At 72.8% G+C, this 19,295-nt stretch carries 17 protein-coding genes; 8 read left to right on the forward strand and 9 right to left on the reverse strand.

Annotation, left to right across the window (positions count from 1 at the left end; all coding sequences use genetic code 11):
- The coding region (locus AB0912_RS22435) for an adenosylcobinamide-GDP ribazoletransferase (RefSeq protein WP_366702420.1) at positions 1–525 on the reverse strand (525 nt) is incomplete at its 3' end.
- Between the two features lie 81 nt (positions 526–606).
- On the opposite strand from AB0912_RS22435, the gene AB0912_RS22440 reads away from it, so the two are divergent.
- The gene (locus tag AB0912_RS22440; protein ID WP_366702422.1) at positions 607–1,374 is read left to right on the forward strand and encodes a hypothetical protein; all 768 of its coding nucleotides are present in this window, start codon (positions 607–609) and stop codon (positions 1,372–1,374) included.
- Here the strand turns inward: AB0912_RS22440 and AB0912_RS22445 are convergent.
- The 3 genes from AB0912_RS22445 to cobT all read right to left on the reverse strand — a co-directional run bounded on the left by AB0912_RS22445 (position 1,311) and on the right by cobT (position 5,267).
- The gene (locus AB0912_RS22445; RefSeq protein WP_366702424.1) at positions 1,311–2,012 is read right to left on the reverse strand and encodes a hypothetical protein; all 702 of its coding nucleotides are present in this window, start codon (positions 2,010–2,012) and stop codon (positions 1,311–1,313) included. The genes AB0912_RS22440 and AB0912_RS22445 overlap by 64 nt on opposite strands.
- A 43-nt stretch (positions 2,013–2,055) precedes the next feature.
- Positions 2,056–3,852, reverse strand: coding sequence for a phosphatidylglycerol lysyltransferase domain-containing protein (locus tag AB0912_RS22450; RefSeq protein WP_366702426.1), 1,797 nt, complete (start codon positions 3,850–3,852; stop codon positions 2,056–2,058).
- A gap of 284 nt (positions 3,853–4,136) precedes the next feature.
- Complete coding sequence (gene cobT, locus AB0912_RS22455; protein WP_366702428.1) at positions 4,137–5,267, reverse strand: nicotinate-nucleotide--dimethylbenzimidazole phosphoribosyltransferase; 1,131 nt, start codon at positions 5,265–5,267, stop codon at positions 4,137–4,139.
- 122 nt (positions 5,268–5,389) lie between these two features.
- On the opposite strand from cobT, the gene AB0912_RS22460 reads away from it, so the two are divergent.
- Entirely contained in the window at positions 5,390–6,457 is a 1,068-nt protein-coding gene (locus AB0912_RS22460; protein ID WP_366702430.1) for a class I SAM-dependent methyltransferase, read from the forward strand.
- Between the two features lie 155 nt (positions 6,458–6,612).
- On the opposite strand, the gene AB0912_RS22465 is transcribed toward AB0912_RS22460, so the two are convergent.
- The gene (locus AB0912_RS22465) at positions 6,613–7,812 is read right to left on the reverse strand and encodes a bifunctional adenosylcobinamide kinase/adenosylcobinamide-phosphate guanylyltransferase (protein ID WP_366702432.1); all 1,200 of its coding nucleotides are present in this window, start codon (positions 7,810–7,812) and stop codon (positions 6,613–6,615) included.
- Between the two features lie 113 nt (positions 7,813–7,925).
- Between AB0912_RS22465 and AB0912_RS22470 the strand changes: the two genes are divergently transcribed.
- Positions 7,926–8,138: a hypothetical protein gene (locus AB0912_RS22470; protein ID WP_366702434.1), complete on the forward strand. Its 213-nt coding sequence runs from the start codon at positions 7,926–7,928 to the stop codon at positions 8,136–8,138.
- A gap of 97 nt (positions 8,139–8,235) precedes the next feature.
- On the opposite strand, the gene AB0912_RS22475 is transcribed toward AB0912_RS22470, so the two are convergent.
- The 3 genes from AB0912_RS22475 to AB0912_RS22485 all read right to left on the reverse strand — a co-directional run bounded on the left by AB0912_RS22475 (position 8,236) and on the right by AB0912_RS22485 (position 11,020).
- A complete protein-coding gene (locus AB0912_RS22475) occupies positions 8,236–9,372 on the reverse strand; it encodes a trypsin-like peptidase domain-containing protein (RefSeq protein WP_366702436.1) in 1,137 nt (378 codons plus the stop codon).
- A 236-nt stretch (positions 9,373–9,608) separates the two neighbouring features.
- Positions 9,609–10,310, reverse strand: coding sequence for a methyltransferase domain-containing protein (locus AB0912_RS22480; RefSeq protein ID WP_366702438.1), 702 nt, complete (start codon positions 10,308–10,310; stop codon positions 9,609–9,611).
- Positions 10,311–10,393: 83 nt separating this feature from the next.
- Complete coding sequence (locus tag AB0912_RS22485; protein WP_366702440.1) at positions 10,394–11,020, reverse strand: DUF3043 domain-containing protein; 627 nt, start codon at positions 11,018–11,020, stop codon at positions 10,394–10,396.
- Positions 11,021–11,286: 266 nt separating this feature from the next.
- On the opposite strand from AB0912_RS22485, the gene AB0912_RS22490 reads away from it, so the two are divergent.
- The 5 genes from AB0912_RS22490 (at position 11,287) to AB0912_RS22510 (ending at position 17,858) form a co-directional block, all read left to right on the forward strand.
- Complete coding sequence (locus AB0912_RS22490; RefSeq protein ID WP_366702442.1) at positions 11,287–12,084, forward strand: PspA/IM30 family protein; 798 nt, start codon at positions 11,287–11,289, stop codon at positions 12,082–12,084.
- Between the two features lie 30 nt (positions 12,085–12,114).
- Positions 12,115–12,393, forward strand: a complete 279-nt coding sequence (locus AB0912_RS22495; protein WP_366702444.1) for a hypothetical protein — start codon at positions 12,115–12,117, stop codon at positions 12,391–12,393.
- Between the two features lie 278 nt (positions 12,394–12,671).
- Positions 12,672–13,892 carry a sensor histidine kinase gene (locus AB0912_RS22500; protein WP_366702445.1) on the forward strand — a complete coding sequence of 407 codons (1,221 nt, stop codon included), beginning with the start codon at positions 12,672–12,674 and terminating at the stop codon, positions 13,890–13,892.
- The gene (locus tag AB0912_RS22505) at positions 13,889–14,572 is read left to right on the forward strand and encodes a response regulator transcription factor (RefSeq protein ID WP_366702448.1); all 684 of its coding nucleotides are present in this window, start codon (positions 13,889–13,891) and stop codon (positions 14,570–14,572) included. The genes AB0912_RS22500 and AB0912_RS22505 overlap by 4 nt, the downstream gene beginning before the upstream one ends.
- Before the next feature lie 154 nt (positions 14,573–14,726).
- The gene (locus tag AB0912_RS22510; RefSeq protein WP_366702450.1) at positions 14,727–17,858 is read left to right on the forward strand and encodes an efflux RND transporter permease subunit; all 3,132 of its coding nucleotides are present in this window, start codon (positions 14,727–14,729) and stop codon (positions 17,856–17,858) included.
- Between the two features lie 124 nt (positions 17,859–17,982).
- Here the strand turns inward: AB0912_RS22510 and nadA are convergent, their stop codons facing one another.
- Complete coding sequence (nadA, locus tag AB0912_RS22515) at positions 17,983–19,167, reverse strand: quinolinate synthase NadA (protein ID WP_366702452.1); 1,185 nt, start codon at positions 19,165–19,167, stop codon at positions 17,983–17,985.
- Between the last annotated feature and the right edge of the window lie 128 nt (positions 19,168–19,295).

The raw sequence follows: 19,295 nt of genomic DNA on the forward strand, positions 1-19,295 counted from the left end.
CTCGGGACGGGCCGGCGGCACCCCGGCGCGGGCGGCGAGCGTCAGCGCGAGGCGGGCGGCGACCGCCGAGACGACGGCCGCGAGGGCACCCCGGCCCCACGAGGCGCCGTAGGCCTCGGCGAGCGCGGCCACCTGGGCCAGCAGCACGAACAGCAGGGTGATCACCCCGAACGGCCCGATGTCCGACTGCTTCATGATCCGCAGCGCGTCCTCGGCGGGCTTGCCGCTGCCCAGCCCGTCCGCCGTGTCCGCGAGGCCGTCCAGATGCAGTCCCCGGGTCAGCGCCGCCGGAACCGCCGCCGTCGCGACCGCCGCGAGCAGCGGCCCCGCCCCCATGGCCAGCAGCGCCACCCCGGCCGACGCCGCGCCCGCGCCGACCACGAGACCGGCCCACGGAGCGCACAGCATGCCGGCGCGCGCCGCGTCCCGGTCCCAGCGGGTCACGGTCACGGGGAGCACGGTGAGGGTGCCGAAGGCGAAGCGGAGGCCGTCGGCGAGGGAGGGGGAGGAAGCGGTCCTGGACACCGGCGCAGGCTATCCGGACGCCCGGAGGGCCGATACGGCGCCGGTGGACGCGGAGACGACACCCGTGGATAAAGTTCGCATATGGGTCATTGGCTGTACCGGAACATCGTCGAACCCGGCAAGCTCCCCCTGCTGCTGGCGCTGGCCTCGTTCGTCGTGACCTTCGTCGTGACCCGCGTCATCGTGCGGATGATCCGGGCCGGCAAGGGCCCCTTCGGCAACGTCAAGGCGGGCGACCTGCACATCCACCACGTGGTCCCCGGCATCGTGCTCACGGTGATCGGCGGTTTCGGCGCGGTGAGCAGCGGCCGCTACGGGTTCGGGGCGTCCGCGTTCGCCGTCGTGTTCGGCATCGGCACCGGCCTCGTGCTCGACGAGTTCGCGCTGATCCTGCACCTCGACGACGTCTACTGGACCGAGGAGGGACGCAAGAGCGTCGAGGTGGTGGTCGTCACCGCGGCCCTCGTCGGGCTGGTCCTCGGCGGCTTCTCGCCGTTCGGTGTCAACGACGTCAACGACCAGGAACTCCAGGACCGCACGAGCGCGATCGTGACCGTCGTGCTGAACTTCGGCTTCGCCCTGCTCGCCCTCAGCAAGGGCAAGGCGCGCATGGCGATCTTCGGCGTCATCGTGCCGTTCGTCGCGCTCATCGGCATGATCCGGCTGGCCAAACCCGGTTCGCCCTGGGCCAGACGCTTCTACCGGAGCCGGCCGCGCGCCCGGGCCAGATCCCGGCTGCGCGCCTACCGGCACGACCGCCGCTGGGCGGCCCCCAGCCGCAGGGTTCAGGACTGGATCGGCGGCAAACCCGACCCCGAACCCGCCCGCGCCCTGCCCGAGCGGCGGTGACGCGCCGCGGAGACACCGCACATCACCAGCACCGCCACGATGGCCGCCAGATGCTCCTTGCCGGCCAGGTTGTCCTTGCACAGCACCTCGACCACCATCGCCGCGATGACCAGGCCCGCCGTCACATACGCCCGGTAGCGCCAGCCGAGGAACACCGCGAGCCCGACCACCGCCGCCGACGGACCGGTGTCCACGATCTGCGCGTCCGTCCCGGGCAGCCCCAGCGGATGGTGCGGGCCGAGCGCGATGCCGGCCCGCGCGTAGAGGGTCCCGGCCAGCGTGGCGACGTAGGCGATGACGAGGGTGCGCCACCAGCCGAGACAGATCTCGGCGATGCCGAAGACGAGCAGGATCTGCGCGAGCGCGCCCCACACCGGCAGGTCCAGGGCCGGTACGAACAGGGAGAGCGGGGTGCGCAGCAGGGCGAGCCACAGCGGCTCCTCCGCCCGCACCGAGCCGAGGTCCTGCACGGCCTGGAAACCCCACGATTGGTTCTGGACGAACTGCAGGACCGCCGTCAGGCACACCGCGCCGAGCGTCACCGGCACCGCCCGCCACCGCCGCCGCGCCAGACCCCGGCGCACGGCGCGGTACAGCGGGCCCCACTCGGCGCGGGCCCAGCCGGCGATCCGGCTCATCCGCGCGATCCGGCGGCTCGCCCCGCGCCGGTCCCCGTCGGTCTCATCTGTGCGACTCCAAATGCTTGCGGTGCAGCCACTTCGGCAGGCCCGGCGCCTCCAGGAACCCTTCGGCGCGCGCGGACGCGACACCGATGCGCAGCAGGTCCGCGCTCTTCTCGAAGAGCAGGAACCGCGGCTCCCAGATGGGCCGGTACTTGGCGTTGGCCCGGTACAGCGACTCGATCTGCCACCAGCGGGAGAAGAAGCTGAGCAGCGAGCGCCACAGCCGCAGCACCGGTCCCGCGCCGAGGCGCGCGCCACGTTCGAAGACCGAACGGAACATGGCGAAGTTCAGTGAGACCTGAGTGATCTTGATCTCCTCGGCGCGCCGCAGGAGTTCGATCACCATGAACTCCATCAGCCCGTTGTCCGCGTCCCGGTCACGCCGCATCAGATCCAGCGACAGGCCGCGCGGCCCCCACGGCACGAACGACAGGATCGCCCTCAACTCGCCCTCGGCGTCCGTGCATTCGAGCATCACGCAGCGCCCGTCGTCCGGGTCGCCGAGCCGGCCGAGCGCCATGCTGAACCCGCGCTCGGTGGCCCCGTCGCGCCAGTCGTCCGCACGGCGCAGCAGATACGCCATCTCGTCGGCCGGGATCTCCTCGTGCCGCCGGATCCGCACCCGGTACCCCGCCCGCCTGACCCGGTTGTAGGCCTGCCGGACGGTGCGCATGGCCCGCCCTTCGAGGGTGAACTCGGCGGTCTCGACGAGGGCTTCGTCGCCCAGTTCCAGCGCGTCGAGGCCGTGCCGGGCGTAGATCGTGCCGGCCTCCTCGCTCGCGCCCATCACCGCCGGGATCCAGCCGTGCTCGCGCGCCTCGGCGAGCCAGGGCTCGATCGCGCCGGGCCAGGCCTCGGGGTCGCCGAGCGGGTCGCCGGCGGCCAGCGAGACCCCGCCCACCACGCGGTACGCGACCGCCGCCTTGCCGGTCGGGGACCACACCACGCTCTTCTCCCGGCGCAGCGCGAAGTAGCCCAGCGAGTCCCGGTCGCCGTGGCGTTCGAGCAGCGCCCGCAGCCGTTTCTCGTCCTCCTCGGTGAACGGGTCGACGGCGCGCCGGGAGCGGAACGCGGCGTAGAGCACGGCGAGGACCAGCAGGGTGCTGAGCACGTTGACGGTGACGTTGACCCAGTTCGGCGTAGCGATCCCGGGGTAGTGCGACTCGTCGGCGGCGACCGACACGAGCCGCAGGGTGCCGTAGCGCCAGCGCTCCAGGAACGTCGAACGGTGCGCGTCCGCCGCGGTGTTGGTGACCGTCACCAGCAGCGCGGCGCACAGCGAGGCGACCAGCAGCCCGCCGACCGCGACCGCCGCGGCCAGCTTCGGGTTCGACCGGTCGCCCTTGGCGTAGAACTCCCGCCGGCCGACGGCGAGGGCGGCCACGAAGCCCGCGGTCAGCGCGAGCGAGACCCAGTTCTGCGCGTACTGGCGGATCTCGGGGAACGCCATCGCCACCGCGAAGAGCAGCAGGAACGGGCCGCTGAGCACGGAGTTGAGGATCCAGGCGGCCCGTTTGCGCCGCCGCATCGTGATGGCCAGGAACATGGTGAACACCCCGGACGCGAAGCCCGCGGTCAGCAGGTACGGCGTGAAGTAGTTCTCCGTGTTGTGCCGTCGTACGTCCTGGCCGAGCGAGACCCACGCGGCGCTCAGAAAGTTGATGAACGTGACCGCGCGCAGATACCAGACGGCGAAGGACGCGGCCCGCCGTGAGGCGGGCGTGGACCGCCGGTCCCCGTCGCTCCGGCGGGCCGACGCCCGTTCCTCATCAGCGGCAATTCGGGCATCTCCCATAAACGCCGATGATATGGGTCGCGACGGCCGTGACGGGGGAGGGGCGGGACCCACGATGCACCCCGGACGCCCGTGCCGAACGGGACCGCGCCGCTCCGGACACGGCCGGCCGTCGCCGCGCGGCGCGGCGGGGAGCGCCGGGTCGGGCCCGGCGGGGGCGCCCGCCGGCCCGGGTGGACGGGCCGGCGACGGGCCGGCGCGGACGGGCGGTCGTGGGCACCGCGACCGGCCCCTCGCGGCCGGGCGGGCGGCAGGGGCCGGTCAGGAAGCCGTCCGGGACGCGCTCAGGTGTCGGCGCCGGGCTCGGAGATCTGCTCGGGGTCCAGATCCGGGTCCGGCTTGGAGTCGGGGGGCGTGGTCGCTTCGGGGGAGGGGGTCTCCGGGAGGTCCGCCGCGAGGCCGGCCGCCGCCTGGACCAGCGGCAGCGCCAGCAGCGCGCCCGCGCCCTCGCCCACCGTCACCCCGTGGTCGAGGAGCGGTTCGAGGGCCATCCGGTCCAGCGCCTTCGCCTGCGCCGGCTCCCCGCTGCTCTGTCCGGCCAGCCACCAGTCGGGGGCGCGGAACGCGACCCGCTGGCCGACCAGCGCGCACGCCGCCGACACGACACCGTCGAGGATGACCGGCATCTTCCGGGCCGCGCTCTGCAGCAGGAACCCGGTCATCGCCGCGAGATCGGCGCCGCCGACGGTCGCCAGCAACTGCAACTGGTCGCCGAGCACCGGCCGGGCCCGCCGCAGCGCGTCCCGCACGGCGGCGCACTTGCGCATCCAGGTCAGGTCGTCGATCGCCTCGCCGCCCCGCCCGGTCACCACCGACGCGTCCGTGCCGCACAGCGCCGCGACCAGCACGGCCGCCGCCGTGGTCCCGCCGACACTGATGTCACCGAGCACCACCAGATCCGTACCCGAGTCCGCCTCCTCGTCCGCGAGGGCCACCCCGGTACGGAACGCCGCCTCGGCCTCCTCCAGGGTCATCGCGTCCTCGACGTCGATCCGCCCCGAACCGCGCCGGACCCGGTGCCGCACCACCTCGTCGGGCAGCCCCTCGGGGTCGGCCTCCAGCGCCATGTCGATCACCCGCACCGGCACACCGAGCCGGCGGGCCAGCACCGCCGCGGGGCTCGCGCCCTCCAGGACCGACCGGACCAGCCGGGCGGCGCTGCCCGCCGGCCGCGCCGACACGCCCAGGGCGGCGATCCCGTGGTCGCCCGCGAACAGCAGGACCCGCGGGTGCTCGATCGGCCGCACCGGCACCGCCGACTGCGCCGCCGCCAGCCATTCGCCCAGGTCGTCCAGGCGGCCCAGGGCCCCGGGCGGAACGGACTGGCGCTCCCTGCGCGCCTCGGCGTCACGTCGTACGCCGCCGTCGGGGCGCTCGATCAGATCGGTGAAGTCGTCGAGATTAAGCGAGCTCATTCGCCGAACAGTACCGGCCCCGATCGAACACGTCCGCGCCACGTCGTTGCGCCCTGGATCGCGCCCGCATACGTACCGTTTGTGTCGGATTGTCGTACGGCTCGTCCCCGACAGGAGCGCCCATGCCCCCCACCCCGCTGCCGACCGCCGAACGCCGGGCCGCCTACGCGGCCGAACTCGCCCAGGGCACCGGCCGGTTCCACGAACCGCGGCGCGCCGACTGCCCCTGGTGCGGCTCGCGGCGCCTGCGCACCCGGCTGCGGACGCCCGACCTGCTCCAGCGCAAACCGGGGACGTTCGTCGTGGACGAGTGCGGGGACTGCGCGCACGTCTTCCAGAACCCCCGGCTCACCGCCGAGGGACAGGCCTTCTACCGGCGGGACGGCAAGGAGGAGGCCCACGAGGGGCTCGCCGACCGGCTGCTCGCCGCGCGCGGCGGCACCCGCCGCCACCGCGCCGCCGCCCGCGCCCTGCTGCCCTTCCCCGAACCGGAGAGCTGGCTCGACGTCGGCACCGGGCTCGGGCACTTCCCGGAGACGGCCCGCGAGATCCACCCGTACACCGCCTTCGACGGGCTCGACACGACACGCCGCGTCGAGCGGGCGCGGGCCGCCGGACGCGTGGAGGAGGCCCATGTCGGCCGGCTCACCGACCCGCGGATCGCCGAGCGGCTGCGCGGCCGCTACGACGTCGTGAGCATGTTCCACCATCTGGAGCACACCCCCGACCCGCGCGAGGAACTGCGCGCCGCCCTGGAGGTGCTGCGCCCCGGCGGCCACCTGCTGGTCGAACTCCCCGACCCGGACAGCGCGTTCGGCCTGCTGCTCGGCAAGTGGTGGGTGGCCTACGGGCAGCCGCGCCACCTCCATCTGCTGCCGCTGCCGAACCTGCTCGGCGAACTGGAGTCCCTCGGCTGCGCGATCGTCGTGACGGACCGCCGCGCGCCGCACGTCCCCTACGACCTCTCGGGCGCCGTCGCCCTGGCCCTCGGCCGCGCCCTCCCCGGCCTCGACGCCCCCTGGCGCCCCGCGCCCCCCACCCCCCTCCGGCGCGGCCTGCGGACCGGCCTGACCCGGGCGTCCGCCCCGCTCCTCGCCTCCGCCGCCGCGCTGGACCACCTGATGGCCCCGCTGGTGCGCCGCAGCCGCTTCTCGAACGCCTACCGCGTCATCGCCCGCCGGGAACCCTGAGCGGGAGCCCTGAGCGGGAGCCGTGAACCGGAGCCGTGAGCGGGAGTCGTGGACCCGAGCGTTGAACTCGCCGCCCCCTGCACCGGCCCCCTGCACCGGTGCCTTGAACCGGCCCCCTGCACCGGCCCCCTGCACCGGCGCCTTGCGCTGCCCCCTCAACCCCGCAGCCGCAGCGCCTGCCCCGCCACCAGCAGCAGCACGTGTTCGCACTCGTCGGCGAACCGCGCGTTCAGACGGCCGAGTTCGTCGCGGTAGCGGCGTCCGGAGGCGGTGGCCGGGACGATGCCCGAGCCGACCTCGTTCGAGACGGCGACGACCGTACGGCGGGTGGCGCGGACCGCGGCGACCAGTTCCCCGGTACGGGCGCGCAGGGCGCGTTCGCCGCCGCCGGCCCACTCGGCGTCGTCCCACGCGTTCACCTTGTCCATGGCGTCCGTCAGCCACAGCGAGAGGCAGTCCACCAGCAGCGGCGGGCCGTCCTCCGCGAGGAGCGGGACCAGGTCGCAGGTCTCGACGGTCCGCCAGGAACCGGGCCGCCGCTCACGGTGGGCGCCGACCCGCGCGGCCCACTCGAAGTCCCCGTCGCGGGTGCCGCCCGTGGCGACGTACAGGACGTCCGGGAAGGCCTCCAGCCGCCGTTCCGCCTCCACCGACTTGCCCGACCGCGCGCCGCCGAGCACGAGCGTCCTGCGCGGCACGTCCGGTACGTCCTCGTAGACGCCGATGTCCAGCGTCGTCCCGTCGGGCACCGCCCGGGCGCCCGCCGCCGCGAGCCGCCGCCGCAGTTCGGGTCCCGGCGGCACGTCGTGGTCGAGGTGCACCGCGATCACGTCCGTCGTCGGGCCGACGGCGCCGACCGCCCGCAGCTTCGCCAGCGCGTCCGGCCGCCCCACCACGTCCGCGAGCACCATGTCGTACGAGTCGCCGTTCTCCTCCAGCCCCGCGGGCGCCCCGCCCGGCGGGAGATACAGCAGCCGCAGCCCGGCGGGGCCGGTCACCGCGTAGCCGGTGCCCGGCGCGTCCATCGGCACCGCCCGCACCCGGTGCCCGGTCAGCAGCGCCAACTCCCGCCCGTCCGGCACCCGGCCGGGCTGCGGCAGACCGGCCGGCACCTCCACGGCGGGCCCGTCGTGCGGATGCGAGAGCAGCACCTGCCGTACGCCGCCCAGCGACTGTCCGGCGCGCGCCGCGGCGAAGGCGGCGCCGGGGGTCAGGTCGAGCAGCAGCGTGCCGTCGACGAGCAGCGCGGTCGCCGCCCGCGCCCCCTCGCCGAGCGAGGCCGCGCAGGCCGCGCAGGGACAGTCGGGGCGGGGCAGGCCCGCCGGGGCACCGGTGCCGAGCAGAGTCAGTTCCACACCGACGATTTTCCCGTGTCCCCGCAGGTCTTGCGCGTCCGGCTAGGCTTCTGACGGGAGCCGGATCTTGTCCGGCTCGCGCTGTGCAGTGTGCTCACACCCTGGAGGCGTACATGGCGGCATGGACGTGGCGGTTCGAGAAGTCCGACGGGACAGAGGTCCAACCCGCGGTGCAGCCCGAGGAGTTCACCACGCAGGGCGACGCCGAGTCGTGGATCGGCGAGGTGTGGAAGGACCTGCTGGCGGGCGGCGCGGACCAGGTGTTCCTGTTCGAGGACAGCACGGGGATCTACGGTCCGATGAGCCTGCACGCCGAACCGGAGTAGCCCGTCGGGGCTGCCGGGGTCGCCTGGGCGCGGCCCCGGCCCCGGCAGCCCCGCACCCGTGGAGCCGGGACGGGGGGATCGTCCGCCGGCGCCCGTCCTAGATCTCGCCCAGCGTCACCTCGGCCGTCCTGCGATTCCCGTCGCGGGTGTACGTCACCTTGGCCTTGTCGCCCGGCTTGTCCGCGGCCAGCGCCTCGGAGAGCGACGTGATGCTGGTGATCGCCGTGCCGTCGAGCCCCACGATGACGTCCCCGGGCTCGATGCCCGCCCGGTCGGCCGCGCCGCCGCTCTTCACCTGCGCCACGGCGACACCGGCGGGCTGCGACCGCGCGTCCACCACCGTCCGCCCGGTGATGCCGAGCGCCGCCCGGCCCGAGTCGGTGACCCGCCCGTTCTTGACGATCTGGTCCGCGACCGTCTTCACCATGGACGCGGGGATCGCGAAACCGATGCCGGGCGCCGCGCTGTTGCCGAGTTCGGGGTCGGTGGCGGCGAGGGTCGGGATGCCGATGACCTGGCCGTCGAGGTTCACCAGCGCGCCCCCGCTGTTGCCCGGGTTGATCGCCGCCGAGGTCTGCACCATGTTGGCGATCGTGGCGCCCGTACCGCCGCCGGAGCCGCCCTCGCTGACGGTGCGTCCGGTCGCCGACACGATGCCCTGGGTCACGCTGGAGGACAGACCGAGCGGGGAGCCCATCGCGAGCACGATGTGCCCGACCTCCACCTTCGAGGAATCCCCGAAGACCGCCGCCCTCATCCCCTGCGGCGGCTTGTCCAGCTTGATCACCGCGAGGTCCTGCTCCGGGTACGCGTAGACCAGGCTCGCCGACAGCTCGCCCTCGTCGCCGGCCGTCGTGACCTTGAACTTCTTCTCGTCGCCGACCACATGCGCGTTGGTGACGATCCGCCCCGAGTCGTCGTACACGACCCCGGAGCCGAGCGCGTCGCCCGCCTGGATCTGTACGACCGACGGCAGGACGTTCTTGATCACCTTCAGATAGTCGTTCTGGAGGTCGTCGGCCGCCGCGGGCGCCGCCGCCTGCGTGGTCGTCGTGTCCTTCGCGCGGCCGGGGCCCGAGCCCGAGGAGGTGCCGCCCGCCGAGCAGCCGGACACCAGCACGGCCGCGCCGGCCAGCAGGGCGAGCGACGCGCGGAGGAGGCGGGGGCGAACGCGCTGGGGATGAACGCGCGGGGGATGAACGCGGGCGCGGGCGAGGGCACGGGAGACAGCCATGTCCGAAGTGTCGCTTTCCCGGGGGTGCCGGTGCCTCCGGTGCTCACCCGAACGGGTCGACCGTCCGCGCCGGTCCCGCGCTCACCGGCTTCGGCGACCGTACCCGGCGTTGGCGCGGGTTCACCGCCCGGCGGCCGGCGAGGCGCACCGCCCCGGTACCGCCCGCCGGTCAGCCCGTACGCCCGTCAAGCCCGCCCGCAGATCAGCCTCGTACGCGCGTCAAGCCCGCCCGCCGGTCAGCCCCGTACGCCGCACAGGTGCAGCAGCGCCGCGACCTGCCGGTACGGGTCGGTGCGCCCGGCCCGTTCCTCGGCGGCCAGCAGGGTCTGGACGTCCTCGGGAACGGCGGCCCCGTCGGGTGCCGTGTCCGTGAAGACCCGCACCCCGTACCAGGCGTGCAGCGGCGCCCCGATCCCGGCGAGCGCGGCGGTCAGCGCGGAGAGCCGGTCGGCGCGGACGTCGAGCCCGAGCCGGTTGGTGTACGCGGTGGTGTCGAACGCGGCCAGCGTCGCCGCCCAGTCGCTCTGCAGACCGGGCCGCATGGCCAGCGCGTCCGCGTTGCGCACCAGCAGCGAGAGCAGCCCGCCGGGGGCCAGCATCCGGGCGAGGCCCGCGAGGAGCGCGTCCGGCTCCTCGATGTACATCAGGACGCCGTGGCACAGCACCACGTCGAAACTGCCCGGCAGGAAGTGCACCCCGGTCTCGCGCCCGTCGCCCTCGACGAAGCGGACCCGGCCCCGGATGCCCTCGGGCTCGGCGGCCAGCGCCTCCCGGGCGACGGACAGCATCGTCGCGTCCTGTTCGAGCCCGGTCACCTGGTGGCCCGCGCGGGCCAGCCGCAGCGCCTGGGTGCCCTGGCCCATGCCCACGTCGAGGACGCGCAGCCGCTGCCCCACCGGGTAGCGGCCCACTATCTGCTCGTCGAGCTGCCGGGCCACCAGCTCCTGCCGTACGACATCACGCAGCCCGCCCAGCTTGCTCAGCCAGGCATCCGCCGCGCCCCCGGAGAAAGATGTCGTGCTCAGGGCCGCTCTCCGCGCTTGACCTGCGGCTTCGGCAGCCGGAGTCGACGCATCTGGAGGGTGCGCATCAGCGCGTAGCGGACCGCGCCCTTGGTGGGCTGGCCGGGGAAGCGCTGGGCGAGCTGCTTGCGCAGCCGGATCGCGATGACGACCGAGTCGATCACGATCAGCACGATGACGACCAGCCACAGCAGCAGCGCGATGTTCTGGAGCGCGCCGACACGCAGCATGCTCATGACGAGGATGACCACGGCCAGCGGCAGGAAGAACTCGGCGACGCAGAACCGCGAGTCCACGTAGTCGCGTGCGAAGCGGCGCACCGGGCCCTTGTCGCGCACGGGCAGATAGCGCTCGTCGCCGCTGGCCAGCGCCTGGCGCTGGCGCTCCATCTGGGTACGGCGCTCGTCGCGCTGCCGCTTGGCCGCCTCCTTGCGCGTCGTCGGCGTCTGGGCGACGCTGCGGCGCTGGGTCTGGGCCTCACTGCGCTTCGGCGTGGGGCGGCCCTTGGGGGCCTGCGGGTCACGGGTCACTTTGGAGTCGGTCACCGGCGCCTTGTCGGCGGGGGCCTTCTCTTCCTTCGCACGGCTTCGGAACACAAAACCCAAGGGTACGGGGTTCGCGGGCATGGACGTCGTTCGAGTGGGGAACGATCCGGCAACACCGTGCGTCTGTAGGGGCACAGGGGGGATGTCGTAGGGGGTCGGAGAGGGTGTCACGCCCGGTGACCCCGGGTGTCACCTACTCCCTACGCCGGAGTGGTGCCGCTCGCAGTCGTCCTTGGGGATGAGCGCATCCGTCCCCGAACAGTGCGGTAATGGATGCAGGGCCCGTACTGTTGGTTCTGTTGTAGTACCTGGAGCTGGAGTCCGTCAGAAGGGGGCGCGCGAAGCCCATGAGCGGTGTCATGAAGCGTATGGGGATGATCTTCCGCGCGAAGGCGAACAAAGCCCTTGACCGGGCCGAGGACCCGCGCGAAACCCTCGATTACTCGTACCAGAAGCAGCTTGAGCTGCTCCAGAAGGTGCGCCGCGGTGTCGCCGACGTGGCGACCAGCCGCAAGCGCCTGGAGCTTCAGCTCAACCAGCTCCAGGGCCAGTCCAGCAAGCTGGAGGACCAGGGCCGCAAGGCGCTCGCGCTCGGCCGGGAGGACCTCGCCCGCGAGGCGCTGTCCCGCCGGGCCGCGCTCCAGCAGCAGGTCACCGACCTGGAGACCCAGCACCAGACGCTCCAGGGCGAGGAGGAGAAGCTCACCCTCGCGGCCCAGCGCCTCCAGGCCAAGGTCGACGCCTTCCGCACCAAGAAGGAGACGATCAAGGCCACGTACACGGCGGCCCAGGCGCAGACCCGGATCGGGGAGGCATTCTCCGGCATCTCCGAGGAGATGGGCGACGTCGGGATGGCCATCCAGCGGGCCGAGGACAAGACCGCGCAGCTGCAGGCGCGGGCCGGCGCGATCGACGAACTGCTCGCCTCCGGCGCGCTCGACGACCAGTCCGGACTCGCCAAGGACGACATCCAGAGCGAGCTGGACCGCCTCTCCGGCGGCACGGATGTGGAGCTGGAGCTTCAGCGCATGAAAGCCGAGCTGGCCGGAGGCACCTCGGCGTCGCAGCAGGCGATCGAGGGCGGTCAGGGCCAGGCCCAGCCGTCGTCGCAGCCCCAGGACACACCCCGTTTCGACAAGCAGTGACCGACCGGGCCCACGCCTGAGGAGGGCGACATGATCGTACGGATCATGGGGGAGGGGCAGGTGAGGCTGGACGACGCCCGCCTCACCGAGCTGAACAAGCTGGACGACGAGCTGCTCGCCGAGGTGCGGCGCGGTGACGAGCCCGGCTTCCGCCGCACGCTGGGGGCACTCCTGGAGGCGGTCCGCGCCGCGGGAGCGCCGCTTCCCGACGACTCCCTCGAGCCGTCGGAACTCATCCTCCCGTCCCCGGACGCCACCCTCGAAGAGGTCCGGGACATGCTCCAGGACGACGGCCTGATCCCAGGCTGAACCAACTCCGCCCCGCCGGACGTCACCCCGGCCCGTGGCCGGCCACCGCCCGCGAGCCGGACGGCACAGGAGGTGCGGCTCCGCAGGGCACCCCGCCCGAAGCCGGTCACCGGACCGCACGGCACCCGGCCGCGAAGCCCGACGGAACCCCGGCGAGGTGCGCAGAGCGGCCCGCCGCGAGCGGGCGGCATGCCCGGCGGGACGGCCGGCGCCGTCGACCGCCCGGCTCCGTCGACCGCCCGGCTCCGTAATCGGGCGCGCACCGTACCGTTGGCGGGGTGAGCACCCTGGAGCGGGCGAAGGACTGGTTGCGGGGGCATCCGCTTGCCCTGGACGCGGGGCTTGCCGCCGGTGTTCTCACCTGTATGGCGGCCGGCTCCTTCGTCGATCCGCACGGCGACAACGGCACCACCTGGAGCGCCCGCACCCCCGACGCCCTCAGCCTCGTCCTCATGGTGCTCGGCGCCGGGGCGCTCGTCTTCCGGCGCCGGGCGCCCCTGCGGGTCCTCGCGGCGACCGTCGCCTTCTCCCTCGTGGAGCTGGTCACCGGCGACCCCCGCGCCCCCGTGGTGATGTCCGCCGTGGTCGCGCTGTACACCGTCGCCTCGACCACCGACCGCCCGACCGCCTGGCGGGTCGGACTGGTCACCATGACCGCGTTGACCGCCGTCGCCATGCTCGCCGGCCCCCTGCCCTGGTACGCGCAGGAAAACCTCGGCATCTTCGCCTGGACGGGCATGGCCGCCGCCGCGGGCGACGCGGTCCGCAGCAGGCGCGCCTTCGTGCACGCCATCCGGGAACGCGCCGAACGCGCCGAACGCACCCGCGAGGAGGAGGCGCGCCGCCGTGTCGCCGAGGAGCGGCTGCGGATCGCCCGCGACCTGCACGACGTCGTCGCCCACCACATCGCCCTGGTCAACGTGCAGGCCGGCGTCGCCTCCCACGTCATGGACAAGCGGCCCGACCAGGCCAAGGAGGCCCTCGCCCACGTACGGGAGGCCAGCCGGTCCGCGCTCAACGAACTGCGCGCCACCGTGGGCCTGCTGCGCCAGAGCGGCGACCCCGAGGCCCCCACCGAACCCGCCCCCGGCCTGGCCCGGCTCGACGAACTCGCCGACACCTTCCGCAACGCGGGCCTGCCCGTCGAGGTGGCCCGCGCCGACCACGGCACCACCCTGCCCGCCGCCGTCGACCTCGCCGCCTACCGGGTGATCCAGGAAGCCCTGACCAACGTGCGCAAACACGCGGGCCCGGAGGCGAAGGCCGAGGTCAGCGTCGTACGCGTCGGGGCCAACGTCGAGGTGACCGTCCTCGACAACGGGCCGGGACACGACCTCGGCCCCCAGGAGGGCGGCGGCCACGGCCTGCTCGGCATGCGGGAGCGGGTCACCGCGATCGGCGGCACCTGCACGGCCGGTCCCCGCTACGGAGGCGGCTTCCGCGTCCATGCGATCCTTCCGGTCGAGAACCGCACACCTGCCCTGGGGGACCCCGTATGACGATCCGTGTCGTGCTCGCCGACGACCAGGCCCTGCTGCGCAGCGCGTTCCGTGTGCTGGTCGACTCCGAGCCGGACATGGAGGTCGTGGGGGAGGCCTCCGACGGCGCCGCGGCCGTCGAACTGACCCGCGCCGAGCGGGCCGACGTCGTGCTGATGGACATCCGCATGCCCGGCACGGACGGTCTCGCCGCCACCCGGCTGATCACCGCCGACCCGGACCTGGCCCATGTCCGGGTCGTGATGCTGACGACCTTCGAGGTCGACGAGTACGTGGTGCAGTCGCTGCGGGCCGGCGCCTCCGGCTTCCTCGGCAAGGGCGCCGAACCCGAGGAACTGCTGAACGCCATCCGGATCGCGGCCGGCGGCGAGGCCCTGCTGTCCCCGGCGGCGACCAAGGGACTGATCGCCAAGTTCCTCGCGCAGGGCGGCAGTTCACAGGACGGACCGGGCGCGGCCGGCACCGCCCGGCTCGCCGCGCTCACCGGACGCGAGCGCGAGGTCCTCGTCCAGGTCGCCGGAGGGCACTCCAACGACGAGATCGCCGAACGCCTCGAAGTCAGCCCGCTCACGGTGAAGACGCACGTCAACCGGGCCATGGCCAAGCTCGGCGCCCGCGACCGGGCCCAACTGGTCGTCATCGCGTACGAGTCGGGCCTGGTCCGTCCACGGGTGGACTGAGGTTCACCCGGGCGTACTGCGCCTGGAGTAGGTTCCGCGTAAGGAAATGGACCCTGGGGCTACCGAACGCCGCCCGTTCGTGGCCCAGGGTGTGACGTGGGGTACACACGCTCCCCGCCTTCCGCTCGAACCACAGAAGAGAGACCCACCACCCATGTCCTGGCTGTCCAGATTCAGCCTCGCGCAGCGGGCCCTCATCGGGCTGATGTCGATCATCGCCCTCGCCTTCGGGGCGATAGCGATCCCCCAGCTCAAGCAGCAGTTGCTGCCCACCATCGAACTGCCCATGGTGTCCGTGCTCGCGCCGTACCAGGGTGCCTCTCCGGATGTGGTCGAGAAGCAGGTCGTCGAACCCATCGAGGACAACCTCGAAGCCGTCGACGGCATCACCGGCGTCACCTCCACCGCAGCCGAGGGCAACGCCGTGATCATGGCGTCCTTCGACTACGGCAACGACACCAAGCAGCTCGTCGCCGACGTCCAGCAGGCCGTGAACCGGGCCCGCGCCCAGCTCCCGGACAGCGTGGACCCGCAGGTCATCGCCGGCTCGACCGACGACATGCCGACCGTCGTCCTCGCCGTCACCTCACCCAAGGACCAGCAGGCCCTGGCCGACCGCCTCGACCGCACCCTCGTACCGTCCCTGGAGGGCATCGACGGCGTCGGCCGGGTCACCGTCGCCGGCGTGCGCGACCTCCAGGTCACCGTCACCCCCGACGACCGCGAGATGGCGAAGGCCAAGCTCACCCCCGCCGCCCTCGGCCAGGCGCTCCAGGCCGGCGGCGCGACCGTCCCGGCCGGCTCCTTCGACGAGGACGGCGGCAACCGCACCGTCCAGGTCGGCGGCGGCTTCACCTCGCTCCGGCAGATCCGGGACCTGATGGTCTCCGGCGCTCCGGGCGGGAAGCCGGTGCGCCTCGGCAGCGTCGCGGCCGTGCGGCAGGAGCAGGCGCCGGCCGACTCCATCACGCGCACCGACGGCCGCCCGAGCCTGTCGGTGAGCGTCACCATGGACCACGACGGCAGCGCGGTCGCCATCTCCGACGCCGTCAAGGACAAGCTCCCCGGCCTGCGCGAGGACCTCGGCGCCGGCGCGACGATCACCGTGGTCAGCGACCAGGGCCCGGCGGTCTCGAAGTCCATCCACGGACTGACCACCGAGGGCGCCCTCGGCCTCCTCTTCGCGGTCCTGGTCATCCTGCTGTTCCTCGCGTCGGTCCGCTCGACGCTGGTCACCGCGGTGTCCATCCCGCTCTCCGTGGTGCTGGCCCTGATCGTCCTGTGGACCCGCGACCTCTCGCTCAACATGCTGACGCTGGGCGCGCTCACCATCGCGATCGGCCGCGTCGTGGACGACTCGATCGTCGTCCTGGAGAACATCAAGCGGCACCTGTCCTACGGGGAGGAGCGCGAGGCGGCGATCCTCGCCGCGGTCCGCGAGGTGGCCGGTGCGGTCACCTCCTCGACCCTCACCACGGTCGCCGTGTTCCTGCCGATCGGTCTGACCGGCGGCATGGTCGGCGAACTGTTCGGCTCCTTCAGCCTGACGGTCACGGCGGCGCTCCTCGCCTCCCTGCTCGTCTCGCTGACCGTCGTCCCGGTGCTGTCCTACTGGTTCCTGCGCGCGCCCAAGGGCACGCCCGCGGACGCCGAACAGGCTCGCCTGAAGGCCGAGGAGAAGGAGGAGCGCAGCCGTCTCCAGCGCTTCTACGTCCCCGTCCTGCGCTTCGCGACGCGCCGCCGGCTCACCAGCGTGCTGATCGCGGCCGCCGTCCTGATCGGCACGTTCGGCATGGCGCCCCTGCTGAAGACGAACTTCTTCGACCAGGGCGACCAGGAAGTCCTCACCGTCAAGCAGGAGTTGAAGCCCGGCACCAGTCTGGCAGCGACCGACGCGCAGGCGAGGAAGGTCGAGAAGCTGCTCGGCGGCATCAAGGGCGTCAAGGACTACCAGGTCACCATCGGCTCCTCCGGCTTCATGGCGGCCTTCGGCGGCGGCACGGACACCAACCAGGCGTCCTACCAGGTCATGCTGGACGACGCGGCCGCGTACGACGACGTCCAGGACAGCATCGAGAAGGGGCTCGGCAAGCTCTCCGGCATCGGCACCACCACGGTGTCCGCCGGTGACGGCTTCGGCAGCCAGGACCTCAGCGTCGTCGTCAAGGCGGCCGACGGCAAGGTGCTGCGCGAGGCGGCCGGCCAAGTCCGCGACGAGGTCGCCAAGCTGGACGACGTCACCGACGTCACCAGTGACCTCGCGCAGAGCGTGCCGCGCATCTCGGTCAAGGCCAACTCCAAGGCGGCGGCGGCCGGTTACAGCGAGGCCACGCTCGGCGCGGCCGTCGGTGAGGCGGTCCGCGGCACGACCAGCGGCAAGGCGATCCTGGACGACACCGAGCGGGACATCGTCATCCGCTCCGCCGAACCGGCCACCACGCTCGCCGAGTTGCGCGGGCTGCGGCTCGGCGCGGTGAAGCTCGGCGACATCGCGACCGTGAAGCTGGTCGACGGGCCGGTCTCGATGACCCGGATCGACGGCCAGCGCGCCGCGACCATCACCGCAAAGCCGACCGGCGACAACACGGGCGCGGTCAGCGCGGACCTCACGGCGAGGCTCGACAAGCTGAAGCTGCCCGCGGGCGCCACGGCGTCGATCGGCGGTGTCTCCGCGGACCAGGACGACGCGTTCGGAAAGCTGGGCCTCGCGATGCTGGCCGCGATCGCGATCGTCTTCATGCTGCTGGTGGCGACGTTCCGCTCGCTCGTCCAGCCGCTGATCCTGCTGGTGTCGATCCCGTTCGCGGCGACCGGCGCGATCGGCCTGCTCGTCGTCACCGGCACCCCGATGGGCGTCCCGGCGATGATCGGCATGCTGATGCTCATCGGCATCGTGGTCACCAACGCGATCGTGCTGATCGACCTGATCAACCAGTACCGCGGACAGGGGTACGGCGTCGTCGAGGCCGTGGTCGAGGGCGGCCGGCACCGGCTCCGCCCGATCCTGATGACGGCACTGGCGACGATCTTCGCGCTGCTGCCGATGGCGCTGGGCGTGACCGGCGAGGGCGGCTTCATCGCGCAGCCGCTCGCGGTGGTCGTGATCGGCGGCCTCGTCACCTCGACCCTGCTGACCCTGCTGCTCGTGCCGACGCTCTACGCGATGGTCGAACTCCGCAAGGAGCGCCGCGCGAAGAAGAAGGCGGCGAAGCGGGCGGCCAAGTCCGGTACGGACACGGCCGGTGACGAGGACCGGGACAAGTCCCCGGAGCCCGCCGGAGTCTGACCCGGCTCAGCACGAGGGCCCCCGTCCCGGCGTTCACGCGCCGGGACGGGGGCCCTCGTACTGCTCGTAGCCGACCAGGTGCCGCCGCTCGGTGCGGTGCGACGGCCCGCGCACGACGTACGGACTACGGCAGCGCCAGCATCCGCTCCAGCGCCAGCTTGGCGAACGCCTCGGTCTCCTTGTCGACCTCGATCCGGTTGACGAGGTTGCCCTCGGCGAGGGATTCCAGCGTCCACACCAGGTGCGGCAGGTCGATGCGGTTCATGGTCGAGCAGAAGCAGACCGTCTTGTCGAGGAAGACGATCTCCTTGCCCTCGGGCGCGAAGCGCTTCGCGAGCCGCCGCACGAGGTTCAGCTCGGTGCCGATCGCCCACTTCGAGCCGGCCGGGGCCGCCTCCAGGGCCTTGATGATGTACTCCGTGGAACCGACGTAGTCGGCCGCGGCGACGACCTCGTGCCGGCACTCGGGGTGCACCAGGACGTTGACACCGGGGATGCGCTCGCGGACGTCGTTCACCGAGTCCAGGCTGAACCGGCCGTGCACCGAGCAGTGGCCGCGCCACAGGATCATCTTGGCGTCACGGAGCTGCTCGGTGGTGAGCCCGCCGTTCGGCTTGTGCGGGTTGTAGAGCACGCAGTCCTCCAGCGACATCCCCATGTCGCGGACGGCGGTGTTGCGGCCGAGGTGCTGGTCGGGCAGGAAGAGCACCTTCGAACCCTGCTCGAAGGCCCACTCCAGGGCCCGCTCGGCGTTCGAGGACGTGCAGATCGTGCCGCCGTGCTTGCCCGTGAACGCCTTGATGTCCGCGGACGAGTTCATGTACGACACGGGCACGACCTGCTCGGCTATGCCGGCCTCGGTCAGCACGTCCCAGCACTCGGCGACCTGCTCGGCGGTGGCCATGTCCGCCATCGAGCAGCCCGCGGCGAGGTCCGGCAGGACGACCTTCTGGTCGTCGCCGGTGAGGATGTCCGCGGACTCCGCCATGAAGTGCACACCGCAGAACACGATGTACTCGGCCTCCGGGCGGGCCGCCGCGTCCCGGGCCAGCTTGAAGGAGTCACCGGTCACGTCCGCGAACTGGATGACCTCGTCGCGCTGGTAGTGGTGGCCGAGCACGAAGACCTTGTCGCCGAGCTTCTCCTTCGCCGCGCGGGCGCGCTCGACCAGGTCCGGGTCGGACGGCGAGGGCAGGTCGCCGGGGCACTCGACGCCACGCTCGCTCCTCGGGTCGGCCTCGCGGCCGAGGAGCAGCAGGGCGAGGGGCGTCGGCTGTACGTCGAGATCCTGGGTCTGGGCGGTGGTCACGACACGCACCCTTTCTGTTCCGCGGCTCGCCGGGCCCCCTTGCGGGGCGAGCCCGGCGGAACGATGCCTTTTCGTCTAATTGACGTTATCTATCATAACCGCTTCACGTCACGTTGACGATGTCCATA

Source organism: Streptomyces sp. NPDC007084 (assembly GCF_040703595.1).
GTDB lineage: Bacteria > Actinomycetota > Actinomycetes > Streptomycetales > Streptomycetaceae > Streptomyces.

What these genes read in the sequence shown, in the direction of transcription:
- AB0912_RS22490 (WP_366702442.1), top strand. Translation starts at nt 11,287, where the DNA reads ATGAGCGGTGTCATGAAGCGTATGGGGATGATCTTCCGCGCGAAGGCG.
- cobT (WP_366702428.1), bottom strand. Translation starts at nt 5,267, where the DNA reads ATGAGCTCGCTTAATCTCGACGACTTCACCGATCTGATCGAGCGCCCC.
- AB0912_RS22440 (WP_366702422.1), top strand. Translation starts at nt 607, where the DNA reads ATGGGTCATTGGCTGTACCGGAACATCGTCGAACCCGGCAAGCTCCCC.
- AB0912_RS22505 (WP_366702448.1), top strand. Translation starts at nt 13,889, where the DNA reads ATGACGATCCGTGTCGTGCTCGCCGACGACCAGGCCCTGCTGCGCAGC.
- AB0912_RS22460 (WP_366702430.1), top strand. Translation starts at nt 5,390, where the DNA reads ATGCCCCCCACCCCGCTGCCGACCGCCGAACGCCGGGCCGCCTACGCG.
- AB0912_RS22475 (WP_366702436.1), bottom strand. Translation starts at nt 9,372, where the DNA reads ATGGCTGTCTCCCGTGCCCTCGCCCGCGCCCGCGTTCATCCCCCGCGC.
- AB0912_RS22495 (WP_366702444.1), top strand. Translation starts at nt 12,115, where the DNA reads ATGATCGTACGGATCATGGGGGAGGGGCAGGTGAGGCTGGACGACGCC.
- AB0912_RS22445 (WP_366702424.1), bottom strand. Translation starts at nt 2,012, where the DNA reads ATGAGCCGGATCGCCGGCTGGGCCCGCGCCGAGTGGGGCCCGCTGTAC.
- AB0912_RS22510 (WP_366702450.1), top strand. Translation starts at nt 14,727, where the DNA reads ATGTCCTGGCTGTCCAGATTCAGCCTCGCGCAGCGGGCCCTCATCGGG.
- AB0912_RS22470 (WP_366702434.1), top strand. Translation starts at nt 7,926, where the DNA reads ATGGCGGCATGGACGTGGCGGTTCGAGAAGTCCGACGGGACAGAGGTC.
- AB0912_RS22450 (WP_366702426.1), bottom strand. Translation starts at nt 3,852, where the DNA reads ATGGGAGATGCCCGAATTGCCGCTGATGAGGAACGGGCGTCGGCCCGC.
- AB0912_RS22485 (WP_366702440.1), bottom strand. Translation starts at nt 11,020, where the DNA reads ATGCCCGCGAACCCCGTACCCTTGGGTTTTGTGTTCCGAAGCCGTGCG.